Source organism: Neorhizobium galegae bv. orientalis str. HAMBI 540, from assembly GCF_000731315.1.
Lineage (GTDB): Bacteria > Pseudomonadota > Alphaproteobacteria > Rhizobiales > Rhizobiaceae > Neorhizobium > Neorhizobium galegae.
This window is the reverse complement of sequence record NZ_HG938353.1, coordinates 1,589,399-1,601,371: the sequence shown is the minus strand read 5'-3', so window position 1 is coordinate 1,601,371 and position 11,973 is coordinate 1,589,399. Positions and strand designations below refer to the sequence as shown.

Here is an 11,973-nt window from a genome sequence, read left to right as displayed (position 1 = left end):
TCGAGGTTGCAGGATCAATCTTTGAGCGCGCGCAATTGCAGATAACCTCACCGCGACATCATGGGTGGTCCAAACCATCTTCTCATCGCCGCTCTTCACCGATAGTTTGCCCTCCGCAACGGAGGGATTCGGATGACGCCGCAGCGCTATCTTCTTGCCCAGGCCTATAACAATGCCTGGGCCAACCACCGGCTGCTGAAAGCCTGCGGAGAGCTCTCACGCGAAGAGCTGGACGCGACGCGGATCAGCTTCTTCCCGTCGATCATCCATACGCTCAACCATATCCTCACCGTCGACTGGCTCTATATCAGCGGGCTCGAAGGTGATTGCCTCGGTCCCGCCGCCTTCGAGCCTGAAATCCCTTGTCCGCTCTTTGCCGATCTCGATCGCGAACAGCGCGCCGCCGATCGCCGCCTCATCGATCACTGTCGAAGCTTGGATGAGAAAACCATCGCCGAGGACATCCGCATTCCCCGGCGCACCTTCGTGCAGGTCGAGCCTGCCGATCGGCTGCTGATGCACCTCTTCCAGCACCAGATCCATCATCGCGGCCAGGTTCACGCCATGCTGTCGGGAACCACCGTTCAACCGCCGCAGCTCGACGAGTTCTTCTGCAAGGGCGAAGACCAATTGAGACAACAAGATTTTGCCGAACTGGGCTTCACCGAAGCCATGATCTGGAGTTGACCATGCTGTATTTCATCATCAAGGCCCTGCACATTCTGTCCGACTTCCTGCTGATCGGCGGCATGCTGATCAACGCCTTCGTCATCGGCATGGTGCCGCCGACGATCCGCACCGGCGTCATCTCGGCGCTCAGAAGATACGACCGCACCGTCACCACGGCTGCACTCGGCGGCGCCTGGCTTTTCGGCCTGTGGCTCGCCTTCGGCTACGGGTTTTACACTTCCGGCTGGTTCGGCTTCAAATTCCTGATCGTCATCATGCTGTCGGCGCTGCACGGCATGCAGGGCGCCTGGATGCGCCGCATGGAAGCCGATCCGCATCTCGACCCGCCGGCCTTCGTGCGCGCCGGCCTGCCGATCGTCCTCGGCTCGGTCGTCGTCATCATAGCGCTTGCGGTCATCAAGCCGTTCTGAGCCAAAGCGCAACCAGGGGAGCGCAGCTGCCTCGAGGGGTGCACCCCTCCGAAACCGAAATCTGCGCTTTTCGCCGAACTGCGCTTTTCCGGAGGTCCTCTTTGCTCTAATCCTCTGGCAACAAAATTCTGGAGGTTCAGCATGGCGAAAGTGGCATTCATCGGTCTCGGGGTCATGGGTTATCCCATGGCGGGGCATCTCAAGGTCAAGGGCGGCCATGACGTCACCGTCTATAACCGCACGGCTGCCAAGGCCGAGGACTGGGCGAAGAAATTTGGCGGCAGAGCCGCCGCCACACCGGCCGAGGCGGCCAAGGATGCCGATTTCGTGTTCGTCTGCGTCGGCAATGACGACGATCTCCGCTCGGTGACAATCACCGAGACCGGTGTTCTCGCCGGAATGAAACCGGGCGCGATCCTGATCGACAACACCACCGCCAGCGCCGAAGTCGCCCGCGAGCTCGATGCCGCTGCACGAGAAAAGGGTGTCGGCTTCATCGACGCGCCGGTTTCGGGCGGCCAGGCCGGCGCCGAAAACGGTGTGCTCACCGTCATGTGCGGCGGCGACGAGGCGACGTTCGAAAAGGCCAGGCCGGTGATCGACGCCTATGCCCGCATGGTCGGCCTCATGGGGCCGGCAGGTGCCGGCCAGCTCACCAAGATGATGAACCAGATCTGCATCGCCGGCCTCGTCCAGGGCCTCGCTGAATCCATCCATTTCGGCAAGCAGGCCGGTCTCGACATCGAGAAGGTCATCGAGGTGATCTCCAAGGGTGCGGCCGGCTCCTGGCAGATGGAGAACCGCTACAAGACCATGAATGCCGGCAAATACGATTTCGGCTTCGCGGTCGACTGGATGCGCAAGGATCTCGATATCGTGCTGACCGAAGCCCGCCGCAACGGCGCCAAGCTGCCGGTCACGGCCCTCGTCGACCAGTTCTACGGCGACGTGCAGGCGATGGGCGGCAAGCGCTGGGATACGTCCTCGCTGCTCGCACGGCTCGAAAAGAAATGACCTGCCGATGATTGGCCCCTCCTCCGACGTCGCCGGGATCATCGCGCATCTCGAAACGCTGCGATCGGAGGAGAACATTTCCGGCATGGCCCGGTTCGGCATCGTCACCGACGGGGCGATCGGCATTTCCAATCCCGACATGCAGAAGATCGCTCGGACCATCAAACGCGATCACGGCCGGGCGCTGGACCTCTGGCGCGCCGGCATCCGCGAAGCCCGCATGCTGGCGATCTATACCGCCGATCCCGCCGTACTGACGCCGGCCGAGGCGCGAGGGTGGTCGGAGGACTTTGCCTCCTGGGAAATCGTCGATACCGCCGCCGACCTTTTCGTCGAAACGCCGTTCTGGCAGCAGCTCGTCGTAGACTTCGCCGAGGATGACCGCGAATTCGTCCGCCGCACCGCGTTTGCGATGATCGCCGGCGCCGCCGTCCATCGCAAGGACGAGCCGGACGATACCTTCATCACCTATCTGCCGCTAATCGAGGCGCATTCCACCGATCCGCGCAATTTCGTCAGGAAGGCGGTCAACTGGGCGCTCCGCAATATCGGCAAGCGCAACCGCACCTGCCACGCCCCGGCTCTTAAACTCTCCGAAAAGCTTGCCGCCTCATCGGACAAGAACGCCCGCTGGATCGGCAAGGATGCCGTCAGGGAATTGTCGGGCGAGAAGCTTTTGGCGCGGCTGAGGGGTTAGCCGGCTTTACCTACCCGGTATTGCCGCGGCGTCGTGCCCGCAAACGTCCGAAACGCCTTGATGAAGGAACTCGTACTTTCGAACCCGCAGGCGAGGCCGATTTCGGTTATCGGCTCCCGGCCGGCAAGCAGCATCTCCTTGGCCCTCACCATCCGCGCCCGATGCCGGAAATCGCGAAAACTCATGCCGAGCTCCGCATCGAATTTTCGTGCCAGCGTGCGTTCCGAAAGGCGTGACGCCTCCGCAAGGGAGCCAAAATCAAGATCCCGGTCGAGATCTTCCAGCATCCGCTCGACGGCGACCGCCATGGCCGGCGACTGCGGTTTCGGCAACCATGTCTCGTCCTCCTCCGCAGCCAGATCCGCCGCGACGGATGCGAGCGCCCTGAAGAAGGCATTCGCGGTTTCGTCGCATGAGGGGCGTCCTGTATCCCAACGCATGACATGCAGGATCATCTGCCGCGCCAGATCGGAAAGACCGAAGACCCGGCAGGCCGGTAGCGGCGCTTCGAATTCGCGATCGCCGAACAGAACCGAGGACGCCGTGGCCGCCCCATTGCTGCGCACCGCAATCACCGTTCCCCGTGCGATCAGCGCGGCCCTTTGCGGCGGCAGCATCCAGCGGCGGTCGCCGATATCGAGAACGAAGATGCCGGCCGACGCGTAAAGCAGGTAATCGGCATCGAAGGCCCGTTCGATCTCGAACGGCGCGTCAAACACCCGATGATAGGCATGAGAAATTGTCGCCATCGCTGCCGGACTTGCCCTATGCCGCCTGCTGTCCCCGCATCTGCTTTAGCAGTTCGGCGGTGTCGAGCAATGCGGAATGATGGACGATCTTTCCGTCCTTCAAGACGAAGGTCCGGTAGGCGCGCACGTGGATGGAATTGCCGGCGGGTTCGACGCCCTTGAAAGCCGCCTGGTGCGTGCCGCGCAATGTCAGCTCGCACATGACGCTATCGTCTTCGGCGGTCATCCGCTCGATCGACCAGACGGCATCCGGCATGATCCGCTTCTGCACCGCCACCATGGCGCAATGCCCTTCCGAATTGGCCGGCGAATAGGCGGCCTCTTGATACTCGGTAGCGAAAAAACTTCCGAAGCGCTCGATCAGACCGCGGTTCCAGATCTCTTCGATATATTCGCGGACGATCGTCTTGTTGGCCTTGGCCTGGTCCTGCATGGCGAGCTCCATTTGTTTCGATGAAGCCCAGATAAAACAAAACGGGCCGTATCAACTCGGCCCGTCCTGCCAGAAAATGATCCCGATCCGCCAAACGGCGAACTATTCCTCGCCCGACTTCTGGTTATCCAGCATCATGTAGTCGAGCGGCAGCTCGGTCGTGTACTTGATCTGCTCCATCGCAAACACCGACGAGACGTCGCGGATCTCGATCTTGGCGATCAGGCGCTTGTAGAAGGCATCATAGGCGCCGATGTCCGGCACGACGACGCGCAGCAGGTAATCGACGTCGCCGCTCATGCGGTAGAATTCTACGACTTCCGGGAAATCGACGACCACTTCCGAGAACCGCTTCAGCCACTCGATCGAGTGGCTGGCGGTGCGGATCGAGACGAACACCGTGACCTTGGTATTGACCTTGACCGGATCCAGCAGCGCCACGCGGCGGCGGATGACGCCGTCCTCTTCCATCTTCTGGATACGGCGCCAGCAAGGCGTGGTCGACAGGCCGACCTTCTTCGCGAGGTCCGCGACGGCGAGAGTGGAATCTTCCTGCAGAATGCGGAGTATCTTACGGTCGAGGCGGTCCATCAGAGTCCTTTCGAAATGATTTTTCGTTATACACCGAATTCGTGGCAGTTAACCGAAATTTGTTTCCCGTATCAAGCTATCCACATGCTGTCTTAGAACCGGCAGCAGATCCGTCTCGAACCATGGATTCTTTTTGAGCCAGCCGGTGTTGCGCCAGCTCGGATGCGGCAGCGGCAGTATCCTCGGTCCCTGATTGGCGAAGACATAGTCGCGCCAGTTCTCTACCGTTTCCGTCATGCCCTTGCCTCGCCGGCTCCCCAGATGCCAGGCCTGCGCATAACCGCCGACGGCGATAACCAGTTCGATCTGCGGCATGGCGGCAATCACCCGGGACCGCCAGAACGGCGCGCATTCGAGCCGCGGCGGCAGGTCGCTGCCCTTGGCATCGTAACCCGGAAAACAGAAGCCCATCGGCACGATCGCAAACTTCTGCGGATCGTAGAACTCTTCGCGGGTCACGGCCATCCAGTCGCGCAGCCGATTTCCCGAAGCATCGTTGAACGGCAGCCCGCTTTCATGCACCCGAAGCCCCGGCGCCTGTCCGGCGATCAGCACCCTCGCCGTCTTCGATAGCACGGCGACCGGCCGCGGCTCATGCGGCAGACGGTCACCCTCGCCTTTCGCCGGCGCGTCGCGACAGATGCGGCAGGCCGCGATGGCGCGGGCCAACCCGGCGATATCCTCCTCGCCGTCGGCGATATCATCCATGCTCATTGCCAGGCCGTCACCCGTTTCATCCAATCCCAAAATGCCTCCGCCAGGCCGACATCGTCCATCGTGCCGCGGCTGGCGCGCCAGTCACGCGGGCTTTCGAACCGGCCGGCCCACAGCCCCTGCCGTTCGCGCCGCGCTGCCACCTGTTCCTGCGCATAACGTCCCGAGGCGACGGCGAGACCCTGCCGCACAAGCGTGCCGTTGATGCTAGTCGTGCCCGAATGGCAGCGGACGAGAAGCCGACGATATTTGTCGCGCTCGCGGCCGAGACATTCCGTCTTACCGTCTGCGACGAGGCGCATCAGCAGCCGTCTCGCCTCTTCCCCGCAAGCCCATGGCTTGCCGCGACCGTCTTCGCAGGTCTGGTCGAGTTCCGGCGCATCCATGCCCTGCAGCCGCAGGCGCTCGCCACCCACCGCCAGCGTATCGCCGTCGATCACATGGAACGGGCCATGCACGACGCTATCGGCCGCCTCGTCCAGCTTGGCGGCGATCAGCACCAGAAGGATGAAGAAGGCCACGAGAAACGCGCCATCGCGAAAAACCCTGAACGTTCGAGCCACAATCCAGCCTTATTGGAAAACGGAAGCTTCAGGAAAATGGCAAACAAAACCTTTCCCGGCAGTACTCTCTTAAGGATTTGGACATACTCTCTCAACACCCGGGGTATCAGTTCAGTGGCCATGAGTAGCGGCGTCAGCACATCGACCGACAAGAACATCGTTGATCGCTCGCGCGGCCACCGCAACAAGGCCGTCTCTAAAGCCGTGCGCGCCACGCGTGAACGCCTGCAGTCCAGCTCCCAGGGCAATCAGATCTTCGACCGCGACATGATCGCCATGCACGTCAATTCCGTGCTGCAGGGCGCATCGGTCATGCCGATCTTCATCGTCGTGGTGACGGCGATCGGCGTCTACCTCAATCCGAACGCCAATCTTTTTGCCTGGGCGCTGCTGATGTTCAGCGTCCATGCGATCAACGTGCTGATCGCCCGCCGCGCGAGCCGCAAGGACATCGGCTCGGGTGACGTCCAGAAATGGCGCCGCAGGCTGCTCGCAGCACAGTTGATCGTCGGCACCGGCTGGGCGCTCTTTGCGCTGCAGAACTGCAATGCCTGTTCGGGCGACAACTATTATTTCTACAAGGGCGCCGTTCTCCTTTTCGCGATCTCGATCACTGCGATGAGCAGTTTCATGCTGCGGCTCGGCGTGTTGTTCGGCTTCCTGCCGATGATCCTGGCGCTGCTTGCGACGGCCATCCTGACTCGCAATGTGCTCGATATCGGCATGATCGCGATCTGCGCCATCGCGGTCGTCTTCTTCCACTATATCGCCGACCGGCTCTATCGCTCCAACCTGACGCTGATGTCCTATCAGTCGGAAAAGGACGACCTGATCGCCGAGCTGGAAGTGGCAAAATCCATGTCGGACGAAGCCCGCCGCCGCGCCGAAGAGGCGAACCTTGCCAAATCCCGGTTCCTCGCCTCGATGTCGCACGAGCTGCGCACGCCGCTCAACGCCATTCTCGGTTTCTCCGAAGTCATGAGTTCCGAGGTCCTCGGGCCGCTCGCCAACCCGACCTACAAGGAATATGCCGGCGACATCCACCGTTCCGGCCAGCATCTCCTCAATCTCATCAACGAAATCCTCGACCTGTCGCGCATCGAGGCCGGCCGCTACGACCTCGCCGAGGAATCGCTGTCGCTGCTGGAGATTGCCGAGGATTGCATCGGCATGGTGCAGCTGCGCGCCAGCGCCAAGAACATCTCGATCAGCCAGCAGTTCGAATCACAACTCCCACAGGTCTGGGTGGATGAAAAATCGATGCGCCAGGTCCTCCTGAACCTGCTCTCGAATGCGGTCAAGTTCACGCCCCAGGGCGGCGAGGTTACCGTCAAGGTCGGCTGGACAGCCGGCGGCGGCCAGTATGTGGCGATCAAGGACAACGGACCCGGCATTCCGGAAGAGGAAATCCCGGTGGTGCTGTCGGCCTTCGGCCAGGGCTCGATCGCCATCAAGAGTGCCGAACAGGGCACCGGCCTCGGCCTGCCGATCGTCCAGGCGATCCTTGCCAAGCACGACGGCCAGTTCATCCTGCGCTCCAAGCTGCGCGAGGGCACCGAGGCTATTGCCATCCTTCCCGCGACGCGCGTGCTGCAGAGCGTGCCGGCCGTCGCCGATGCACAGACCGTCGCCCGCCGTCGTAAGAGCTTCGCCTGAGGCAAGCCGCCTCTTTTGCACCGGCCGGTTTCGGTGCATAATGCGGCATGACCAAACTTCTCGACCGCGCCATCGAAGCAGCCAGGGAACTTCCTGCCGAAATGCAGGATGAGATCGCCGAGATTCTGCTGAGGTTCATGGGCGAAGATGACGGAGACGTCTACCAGCTCACGCCCGAGGAAGAAGCCGACCTGGAAGAGGCCGACCGGGAGATTGAACGCGGAGAAATCGCGACGGAAGAGGAAGTCCGCGCGATGTGGGCCAAATACCGCCTGTGAAGCTTCGCTATACGACCAGAGCTCTCCGCGAAATCGACGAGGCGATCTCCTATATCGGCAACCATTCTCCGCAAGGTGCAGACAACGTCGCGGTACGTATCCGCGAAGCATTGACCTTCTTGAGGGAGCAGCCATTCGCGGGTAGCGTCACCTCGCGAAAAAATACCCGCCGCTTTTTTCTCAAACCCTATCCTTACACGGTCTATTACCGTGTTGGTGCCGGCGAAATCATCATCCAGCGCTTCCGCCACACGTCTCGCAAGAGTTAGCAATGGCCAATCTTCACCGCGCTAACCACATAAAGCGTGGCCCGCAGTTGCCAATGGTCGCCCGCCGCCGCAAGAGCTCGCCTGAGGCGAGCAGGCTCTTTTGCGCCGGCTGGTTTCGGTGCATACTGCGGGCATGACCAAACTTCTCGACCGCGCCATCGAAGCAGCCAAGGAGCTCCCTGCCGAAATGCAGGATGAGATCGCCCGTGTCATGCTTAGGCTCGTGGGCAAAGACGAGCCGGTCCATCAGCTCACTCCCGAGGAGGAAGCCAGTTTCGCCAAGTCGCTGGACCAGGCCGCTCGGCGTGAATTTGCGCCAACCGAGCAGGTTCAGGCCATCTGGTCGAAATACGCCCGGTGACGATTCGCTTCACCCCTGAAGCCGCCATCGAACTTGAGGATGTCCTCAGCTATCTGACCGCTCATTCACCGGAAGGCGCACGCAATGTGGGCACGCGGATCCAACAGGTTTTGAGCAATCTCTCGGAATATCCGCTGACCGGTATGCGCACCAGCCTTCAACCGATGCGACGGGTGGCGGTGACGCCTTATCCGTATCTCATATTTTATCTGCCCGGCGATGATGAGATCATTGTGGTTGGCATACGCCACGCTGCACGCGACCCATCTTCGACGCCGGACCGACTGTAACGGGCGATTATCCCCACAAGCTCCGAACCACCACATAAACCACGAAAAACCCATTGGCACACAGCAAGCAGAACACCGCGAACGAGCCGAGGTCCTTGGCGTGGCGGCCGACGGTGGAGATTTCAGGCGAGATGCGGTCGACCAGTTCCTCGATCGCGGTGTTCAGCGATTCCACCGCAAACAGCACCAGCATCAGGATGGCGAGGACGAAATAGTCGAAAGCACCGGCGCCGACGATCGCAAACAGCACGACGGCCGCCGCACAGGCAATCACCTCATGGCGAAAGGCTTCCTCCTGCCACAGGCGCACCAGCCCCTGCATCGAATAACGGAAGGCCGCAATTACCCGGCGGATGCCGGTTGCCCTTTCGATATTGCTGTCGAGCGGCGTCTTTTCCATCCGAGGCTCAGTGGCTCTTGTTGCTGACGCCGGCCTGCTCGAACGTCGCCATGCCGGAATGGCAGGCGGCGGCGGCCTTGACGATACCGGCGGCAAGCGCTGCGCCGGTCCCCTCGCCGAGCCGCATGCCGAGCGCCAGAAGCGGCGTCTTGCCGAGCTTCTCGATCGCACGCAGATGTCCCGGTTCGCCGGAGACATGGCCGATCAGGCAGTGGTCGAGCGCTGCCGGATTGGCGGCCTTGAGGATGGAGGCCGCGGCCGTCACCACATAACCGTCGAGCAGGACCGGGATTTTTTCGACGCGCGCAGCCAGGATCGCGCCTGCGATCGCGGCGATCTCGCGGCCGCCGAGACGGCGCAGGATCTCCAGCGGATCGCTCAGGTGGTCCTTGTGGAATTCGACGGCAGCCTTCACCGCGGCGATCTTGCGCTCCATGAATTCGCCGTGCGAACCGGTGCCGGGACCGACCCAGTCCTCCGCCTCGCCACCATAAAGCGCGAGGTTGATGGCAGCCGCGATCGTCGTGTTGCCGATGCCCATTTCGCCGATGCAGAGAAGATCGGTGCCACCAGCGATCGCCTCCATTCCGAAGGCCATGGTCGCGGCGCAGTCGCGTTCCGAAAGAGCCGCTTCGGTTGTGATGTCGCCGGTCGGGTAGTCGAGCGCCAGGTCGAAGATCTTCAGGCCGAGATCATGGGTGACGCAGATCTGGTTGATCGCCGCACCGCCGGCCGCGAAATTTTCCACCATTTGCTGAGTGACTGATGATGGGAACGGTGTCACGCCATGGCGGGTAACGCCGTGATTGCCGGCAAAAATCGCCACAAGCGGGCGGTTGACCGCCGGTGCGCGGCCTGTCCAGGCGGCCAGCCAGAAGGCGATTTCCTCAAGGCGGCCCAGGGCACCCGGCGGCTTGGTAAGCTGCGCATCGCGCTCGCGCGCCGCAACCAGCGCCCGCGGGTCCGGTCCGGGAAGGTTCTGCAGCAGGACACGGAAATCGTCGAAAGGCAGGCCGCTCACGCTCATGGAAAGTCTCTCTTGTGTCTCGGTCTCGTCTCGCGACGGGAAAACTTGTCTTTTCCCGTAAATCGCGCTTGTGTGCGCAAACTCATAGTCGGGTCGGAACGGAGGAACAACTGCCAAACGCAACGGAATTCATCGCGGACCTCGCCCGCTCGGTCGGGTTTCTCAGCCGCCTGCCGGTGCCGGACCGATTCTTCCGCGGCCACGACGGCACGATCTCGCGGGCGGTGCGGGCCTTTCCCGTCGCGGGGCTGGTCATCGCGATCCTGCCGGCCCTCGTTCTTCTCCTCCTGCAATACGGTGATCCGCTGCTTGTCAGCCTGATTGCGCTTGCGCTGCTGACGCTTGTGACCGGCGCGCTCCACGAGGATGGCCTTGCGGACACGGCGGACGGTCTCGGCGGAGGACGGGACAAGGACCACGCGCTCCTGATCATGAAGGACAGCCGCATCGGCGCCTATGGCGTCGTGGCGCTGGTGCTGTCTTTTGGCCTGCGGGCCTCGGCGCTTTCAGCACTTTTCCGCGACGATGCTGTTACCGCAGCGCTCGCCGTGCTTGCCGTTGCGGCCGTCAGCCGCGCGATCCTGGTCGCCCATTGGCGCGCCTTGCCGTCGGCCCGGGAAAACGGTGTCGCGGCAAGCGCCGGATTTCCGGAGGATAGCGCCCGCAATATCGCGCTGTTTTCCGGCGCCGCCATCGCGCTTGTCCTTCTCGTTCCGGTCCTAGGCCTGCCGAAAGTGCTGCTGTCGCTGATCATGGCGGCACTCGCCGGCTTCGGTTTCACCCGTTTCGTGCGCCAGAAACTCGGCGGACACACGGGAGATACGATCGGCGCTACTCAACAATTGAGCGAGATCGCCATGCTCGCCACTCTTGCTCTTGCCGCCTGAAACCCCGATATACTGACGCATGATTTCGCCTTGCACCCTCGTCTGTTCGATCGACCTCAAGACCGGCTATTGCTTCGGCTGCGGACGCACGCGCGAAGAGATCGCCGCCTGGATGGATTATACCGATGCGGAGCGCCGCGCGCTGATGGAAACTCTCCCCGCACGGCTTGAAACCGTCGAGCGCCGGCCGCGGCGGGAAACCCGCCGGCAGCGCATGATCCGGGAACGCGACACCGCATGAACGCGCTCACCGGCATTCTCATCGTCCTCGGCATCGGCCTGGCGCTGCTGATCTTCAACCACGATACCGGGCAGACTTTCGGCATCGACAACGACCGTTTCGGCCAGATCATCTACCTCCTGCCAATCGCCGGCCTGCTGGCCGCCGGCATTCTCGCCGGTCGGCGCGGCAATGCCGGCGAGGTGCTGCGCAATATCGCCCTCTGGCTGCTGATCATCCTCGGGTTGGTCACCGCCTATCTCTATCGTGACGATGCCCGCAATGTCGCCGCAAGGGTGACTGCCGGCCTGCTGCCCGGTACCGCCGTGGTGGTGACGACCAGCGAAGGCGGCAATGAGGTGATCATCCACAAGACCCAGGGCAGCCATTTCCAGACCAATGTCAGGGTCCAGGGCAAGGTCCTGCCGATGCTGGTCGATACCGGCGCCAGCACCGTGGTGCTCTCCTATGACGATGCCCGCACGATCGGCCTCAATCCGCAGAGCCTCAATTATTCGGTCTCGGTGATGACCGCCAACGGCCGGGCAATGGCCGCGGGGGTGCGGCTGGACGAAATCGCCATCGGCCCGATCGTGCGGAAAAACGTCCGGGCGATGGTTGCGGAAGACGGAAGGCTCGGCGAGAGCCTGCTCGGCATGAGCTTCCTCTCCACCCTCGGATCTCTGCAGATGCAGACCGACGAGCTGAGATTGCGGGACTGAGG

At 62.2% G+C, this 11,973-nt stretch carries 19 protein-coding genes; 12 read left to right on the top strand and 7 right to left on the bottom strand.

The genetic code is table 11. The annotated features are described in order from the left end of the window. Positions 1-132: 132 nt before the first annotated feature. The 4 genes from RG540_RS08205 (at position 133) to RG540_RS08190 (ending at position 2,811) form a co-directional block, all read left to right on the top strand. On the top strand, positions 133-687 hold the full coding sequence (locus RG540_RS08205) for a DinB family protein (RefSeq protein ID WP_038586529.1): 555 nt from the start codon (positions 133-135) through the stop codon (positions 685-687). A 2-nt stretch (positions 688-689) separates the two neighbouring features. After that, positions 690-1,100 carry a CopD family protein gene (locus tag RG540_RS08200; RefSeq protein WP_038586526.1) on the top strand — a complete coding sequence of 137 codons (411 nt, stop codon included), beginning with the start codon at positions 690-692 and terminating at the stop codon, positions 1,098-1,100. Between the two features lie 141 nt (positions 1,101-1,241). Next, the gene (locus tag RG540_RS08195; RefSeq protein WP_038586523.1) at positions 1,242-2,114 is read left to right on the top strand and encodes an NAD(P)-dependent oxidoreductase; all 873 of its coding nucleotides are present in this window, start codon (positions 1,242-1,244) and stop codon (positions 2,112-2,114) included. 7 nt (positions 2,115-2,121) lie between these two features. Continuing rightward, complete coding sequence (locus RG540_RS08190) at positions 2,122-2,811, top strand: DNA alkylation repair protein (protein ID WP_038586520.1); 690 nt, start codon at positions 2,122-2,124, stop codon at positions 2,809-2,811. Here RG540_RS08190 and RG540_RS08185 read toward each other — a convergent pair. The 5 genes from RG540_RS08185 to RG540_RS08165 all read right to left on the bottom strand — a co-directional run bounded on the left by RG540_RS08185 (position 2,808) and on the right by RG540_RS08165 (position 5,819). Beyond that, complete coding sequence (locus tag RG540_RS08185; protein WP_038586517.1) at positions 2,808-3,560, bottom strand: AraC family transcriptional regulator; 753 nt, start codon at positions 3,558-3,560, stop codon at positions 2,808-2,810. The two genes, RG540_RS08190 and RG540_RS08185, sit on opposite strands and share 4 nt — an antisense overlap. A 16-nt stretch (positions 3,561-3,576) precedes the next feature. Beyond that, on the bottom strand, positions 3,577-3,993 hold the full coding sequence (locus RG540_RS08180) for an ester cyclase (RefSeq protein WP_157884599.1): 417 nt from the start codon (positions 3,991-3,993) through the stop codon (positions 3,577-3,579). A 102-nt stretch (positions 3,994-4,095) separates the two neighbouring features. After that, the gene (locus RG540_RS08175) at positions 4,096-4,584 is read right to left on the bottom strand and encodes an Lrp/AsnC family transcriptional regulator (RefSeq protein WP_007771498.1); all 489 of its coding nucleotides are present in this window, start codon (positions 4,582-4,584) and stop codon (positions 4,096-4,098) included. 48 nt (positions 4,585-4,632) lie between these two features. After that, positions 4,633-5,298, bottom strand: a complete 666-nt coding sequence (locus RG540_RS08170; RefSeq protein WP_038586510.1) for a uracil-DNA glycosylase family protein — start codon at positions 5,296-5,298, stop codon at positions 4,633-4,635. Continuing rightward, positions 5,295-5,819: a thermonuclease family protein gene (locus RG540_RS08165; protein ID WP_244446637.1), complete on the bottom strand. Its 525-nt coding sequence runs from the start codon at positions 5,817-5,819 to the stop codon at positions 5,295-5,297. Before RG540_RS08165 ends, RG540_RS08170 begins: the two co-directional genes overlap by 4 nt. 162 nt (positions 5,820-5,981) lie before the next feature. Between RG540_RS08165 and RG540_RS08160 the strand changes: the two genes are divergently transcribed. The 5 genes from RG540_RS08160 to RG540_RS08140 all read left to right on the top strand — a co-directional run bounded on the left by RG540_RS08160 (position 5,982) and on the right by RG540_RS08140 (position 8,715). Continuing rightward, entirely contained in the window at positions 5,982-7,517 is a 1,536-nt protein-coding gene (locus RG540_RS08160) for a sensor histidine kinase (RefSeq protein ID WP_038586504.1), read from the top strand. A 47-nt stretch (positions 7,518-7,564) separates the two neighbouring features. After that, a complete protein-coding gene (locus RG540_RS08155) occupies positions 7,565-7,795 on the top strand; it encodes a hypothetical protein (protein WP_038586501.1) in 231 nt (76 codons plus the stop codon). After that, the gene (locus RG540_RS08150; protein WP_038586500.1) at positions 7,792-8,064 is read left to right on the top strand and encodes a type II toxin-antitoxin system RelE/ParE family toxin; all 273 of its coding nucleotides are present in this window, start codon (positions 7,792-7,794) and stop codon (positions 8,062-8,064) included. The genes RG540_RS08155 and RG540_RS08150 overlap by 4 nt, the downstream gene beginning before the upstream one ends. Before the next feature lie 133 nt (positions 8,065-8,197). Continuing rightward, positions 8,198-8,425 (top strand): hypothetical protein, encoded by a 228-nt coding sequence (locus RG540_RS08145; protein ID WP_038593325.1) that lies wholly within the window; start codon positions 8,198-8,200, stop codon positions 8,423-8,425. Continuing rightward, positions 8,422-8,715 (top strand): type II toxin-antitoxin system RelE/ParE family toxin, encoded by a 294-nt coding sequence (locus RG540_RS08140; protein WP_038586497.1) that lies wholly within the window; start codon positions 8,422-8,424, stop codon positions 8,713-8,715. Before RG540_RS08145 ends, RG540_RS08140 begins: the two co-directional genes overlap by 4 nt. 7 nt (positions 8,716-8,722) lie before the next feature. Here RG540_RS08140 and RG540_RS08135 read toward each other — a convergent pair whose 3' ends face one another. Both RG540_RS08135 and cobT read right to left on the bottom strand, forming a co-directional pair. After that, complete coding sequence (locus RG540_RS08135) at positions 8,723-9,115, bottom strand: diacylglycerol kinase (RefSeq protein ID WP_038586495.1); 393 nt, start codon at positions 9,113-9,115, stop codon at positions 8,723-8,725. Between the two features lie 7 nt (positions 9,116-9,122). Beyond that, positions 9,123-10,142: a nicotinate-nucleotide--dimethylbenzimidazole phosphoribosyltransferase gene (gene cobT / locus RG540_RS08130; protein ID WP_038586492.1), complete on the bottom strand. Its 1,020-nt coding sequence runs from the start codon at positions 10,140-10,142 to the stop codon at positions 9,123-9,125. Positions 10,143-10,252: 110 nt separating this feature from the next. On the opposite strand from cobT, the gene RG540_RS08125 reads away from it, so the two are divergent. Genes RG540_RS08125 through RG540_RS08115 form a run of 3 tightly spaced genes read left to right on the top strand, consistent with a single transcriptional unit; the run spans position 10,253 to position 11,971 of the window. Beyond that, positions 10,253-11,029, top strand: coding sequence for an adenosylcobinamide-GDP ribazoletransferase (locus tag RG540_RS08125; RefSeq protein WP_038593323.1), 777 nt, complete (start codon positions 10,253-10,255; stop codon positions 11,027-11,029). A gap of 19 nt (positions 11,030-11,048) precedes the next feature. After that, complete coding sequence (locus tag RG540_RS08120; protein ID WP_038586489.1) at positions 11,049-11,270, top strand: DUF1289 domain-containing protein; 222 nt, start codon at positions 11,049-11,051, stop codon at positions 11,268-11,270. After that, a complete protein-coding gene (locus tag RG540_RS08115; RefSeq protein WP_038586486.1) occupies positions 11,267-11,971 on the top strand; it encodes a TIGR02281 family clan AA aspartic protease in 705 nt (234 codons plus the stop codon). The genes RG540_RS08120 and RG540_RS08115 overlap by 4 nt, the downstream gene beginning before the upstream one ends. Positions 11,972-11,973 lie beyond the last annotated feature (2 nt).

Coding starts and splice junctions, on each gene's coding strand:
- RG540_RS08205 (WP_038586529.1), top strand. CDS start 133: ATGACGCCGCAGCGCTATCTTCTTGCCCAGGCCTATAACAATGCCTGG.
- RG540_RS08200 (WP_038586526.1), top strand. CDS start 690: ATGCTGTATTTCATCATCAAGGCCCTGCACATTCTGTCCGACTTCCTG.
- RG540_RS08195 (WP_038586523.1), top strand. CDS start 1,242: ATGGCGAAAGTGGCATTCATCGGTCTCGGGGTCATGGGTTATCCCATG.
- RG540_RS08190 (WP_038586520.1), top strand. CDS start 2,122: ATGATTGGCCCCTCCTCCGACGTCGCCGGGATCATCGCGCATCTCGAA.
- RG540_RS08185 (WP_038586517.1), bottom strand. CDS start 3,560: ATGGCGACAATTTCTCATGCCTATCATCGGGTGTTTGACGCGCCGTTC.
- RG540_RS08180 (WP_157884599.1), bottom strand. CDS start 3,993: ATGCAGGACCAGGCCAAGGCCAACAAGACGATCGTCCGCGAATATATC.
- RG540_RS08175 (WP_007771498.1), bottom strand. CDS start 4,584: ATGGACCGCCTCGACCGTAAGATACTCCGCATTCTGCAGGAAGATTCC.
- RG540_RS08170 (WP_038586510.1), bottom strand. CDS start 5,298: ATGAGCATGGATGATATCGCCGACGGCGAGGAGGATATCGCCGGGTTG.
- RG540_RS08160 (WP_038586504.1), top strand. CDS start 5,982: ATGAGTAGCGGCGTCAGCACATCGACCGACAAGAACATCGTTGATCGC.
- RG540_RS08155 (WP_038586501.1), top strand. CDS start 7,565: ATGACCAAACTTCTCGACCGCGCCATCGAAGCAGCCAGGGAACTTCCT.
- RG540_RS08145 (WP_038593325.1), top strand. CDS start 8,198: ATGACCAAACTTCTCGACCGCGCCATCGAAGCAGCCAAGGAGCTCCCT.
- RG540_RS08135 (WP_038586495.1), bottom strand. CDS start 9,115: ATGGAAAAGACGCCGCTCGACAGCAATATCGAAAGGGCAACCGGCATC.
- cobT (WP_038586492.1), bottom strand. CDS start 10,142: ATGAGCGTGAGCGGCCTGCCTTTCGACGATTTCCGTGTCCTGCTGCAG.
- RG540_RS08120 (WP_038586489.1), top strand. CDS start 11,049: ATGATTTCGCCTTGCACCCTCGTCTGTTCGATCGACCTCAAGACCGGC.
- RG540_RS08115 (WP_038586486.1), top strand. CDS start 11,267: ATGAACGCGCTCACCGGCATTCTCATCGTCCTCGGCATCGGCCTGGCG.